The sequence below is a fragment of the Actinomycetospora sp. genome (genome assembly GCF_055612215.1).
The window spans coordinates 1-2208 of record NZ_JBVPVA010001089.1 but is presented as its reverse complement, the minus strand read 5'-3'; the positions used below and the strand labels follow the sequence as shown (position 1 = coordinate 2208).

Below are 2208 nucleotides of genomic sequence, written 5' to 3'. Positions count from 1 at the left end.
CGAAGTCCGGCGTGATGCCGTGAGGGCCCGGCCGGTGCGGTCACTGCAAGTCCTTTCTACGAGCGGGTAGGCGCGCTCGAGTGAGGTAAAGGGGTCCCGAGGTTGTCTCGCGGTCCCTGGAACGTGAGGTGGCGGTCCACGCCGGGTGGCAGCGCCGGGGGTAGGCATCTGGGTGCTGACTCCGGTGGGGGAGAGACCGGGGGCCCGCCCTCGGCGGATGGGTCGTCCTCCGTCAACGCCTGCAGGACCTGCCGCCCAGCGTCCACCGCCACCGCCAGGCGGCCCCTGGCGGCCGGCGCGCCGGGCCGGCGAGATGTGAGGCGCGGAGTCGGTCGCTCCGGCGTGTCCGGCGACGAGCGACGTGGCCTGGTCGGCGGCTGCTCAGCGTCGGATGGTGTAGTGCCCGGTGTTGGTGGAGTTGAGGATGTTGGTCTGGGTGGCGTCGGAGATGACCATCGAGCTGGGAGCGAACCTGATGGTCGCCGGACCGGTGGCCTTGGGGATCAGGGTGACCGTGGCCACGTCGAACCGTCCGGTCTTGGGGCCGTAGTAGGTGCCGACGGCGATCTTGACCAGTCCAGGGGTGCAGGTCTTCTCGGCCACCACCGGCCACGCCGCGGGGTCGATGGTGATCTGCCCGCAGTTGAACTTGTCGGCGGGGAACGCGAGGTCGGCCTCGCTGGTGCGGGTGTCGGTGCCGGTGATCGTGGTCCGCAGCGTGAGCACCAGGGGGTGGCCGAGCCTGAGGGCGCCGACTGAGGGGCTCAGGGTCAGCGCGGCGTTTTGCGCGGGATGCGGTGGGGCGGGGGCCGCGAAGCTCTGGGTCACTCCGAACAGCAACGCCGAGAGCGCCAGCGCGGCCACGGTGGCGATCGAGGCGGCCTTGGCCTTGCTCGACAGCATCGCGCGGTGGGTGCCGCCACGTTGGAACAGCTTCATGGTCAGGTCTCCTTCAAGTTCGGCGCCGCCAGGGCGGCAGCGCGTGGGGTGGTCGAGCAGTCGCGGAGGTCCGCGACCTGGCGGGGCAGTCGGTGCTCATGTCGTGGGGCGGTCTCGACGCCCGCGGGGGGTCCGTCTTTCCCGGCGCCGGGTGGTCGGCGGCCGGGGTTGGTCAGGCCGCTTTGGCCCAGACGATGACGTTGGACAGGTAGTTGTGGGCGGTGCGATCGAGGTCGCCGCCGCAGGTGAGCAGCCGTAGTTCGGGTCCGGGGGTGTCGCTGTAGACCGCGGCGGTGGGGAACGCGGTCTTGGGCACGGTCGCGGTCTTGTAGACCGCGAACGCCACCGTGGAGCCGTCGGGGCGGGCGACCTGGACGCGGTCGCCGGGCTTGAGCTGGCCGAGGTGGGCGAACGCGCCGTCGACGCCGCCTGCGTTGATGTGCCCGAGGATCACCGCGGGGCCCCGGTCGCCGGGGTTGGGGCCGTGGTCGTAGAGCCCGAGCTCGGTCGGCGCGGCCAGCGGCGGGACCTGGATGGTGTGGTCGGGGTTGAGCCCGAGCGGCACCAGCACCGACCGGTTCACCCCGAGGGTGGGCACGGTGACCGCGTAGCCGGGCAATGGGGCGGCGGTGGCCTGCTGGGCCGCGGCGATCGAGCCCGCCCCGTCTGCCCCGGCCGCCCCGCCTGCGGGCGGCGGTGGCGTGGCGGCGGTGGAGCATCCGGTGATCAGGGTGAGGGCGCAGGCCACGACCAGCCCCAGCAGGGCCGTGTGGCGGCGCGGGTCAGGCCGCACCGGTGGACGCGCTTCCGGTCGGCACGTCGGTGACCTCGCTGCCTGAGGTGTTGGCTTGGCTGTGATCACAGGCGGTCGGGTCGAGCACGACCGTGGGATTCACCACGGGGTTGGCCTGCGCGGTGCCGCCGGTCGCGCTCGAGTTGCTCGAGGCCGAGTTACCCGTGCTCCCGTTGATGGGTCCGTTCGGCGGTGGCGGGGTCGTAGATGACGGCGTGGTGGTCGTCGTGGGGGTCGGTTCTGGGCACTGGGCTTTGGCGCGGTCGACGTTGCCCTGGGCGGTCCAGACCGCGTTCTTGGCCAGGAACATCTTGCTCTGCGCGGTGCCCAGGGCCGCTTCGTCAGCGTCGATCACGGCCGGGGGGGCGCCGTTGGCCTGGTCAGTGGTCAGCTTCGACTGCGCGTCGGAGTCCTTGTTCTCAGCAGCTGCGGCCGCCTTCTGAGCGGCGCTGAGCGCCTTCTCGGCGTTCGTGAGG

Annotated in this window: 3 protein-coding genes; all 3 read right to left on the bottom strand. The window is 72.1% G+C overall.

Features of this window, described 5'->3' with window-relative positions; translation table 11 throughout:
• Window positions 1-381: 381 nt before the first annotated feature.
• Entirely contained in the window at window positions 382-939 is a 558-nt protein-coding gene (locus tag AC0CYZ_RS29450; protein WP_472221667.1) for a hypothetical protein, read from the bottom strand.
• A 172-nt stretch (window positions 940-1111) separates the two neighbouring features.
• Complete coding sequence (locus tag AC0CYZ_RS29445) at window positions 1112-1732, bottom strand: sortase domain-containing protein (protein ID WP_472221666.1); 621 nt, start codon at window positions 1730-1732, stop codon at window positions 1112-1114.
• Window positions 1722-2208 (bottom strand): hypothetical protein (locus AC0CYZ_RS29440; protein WP_472221665.1); only part of this gene is annotated, 487 nt, incomplete at its 5' end. The genes AC0CYZ_RS29440 and AC0CYZ_RS29445, both read right to left, overlap by 11 nt.

What these genes read in the sequence shown, in the direction of transcription:
- AC0CYZ_RS29450 (WP_472221667.1), bottom strand. Translation starts at nt 939, where the DNA reads ATGAAGCTGTTCCAACGTGGCGGCACCCACCGCGCGATGCTGTCGAGC.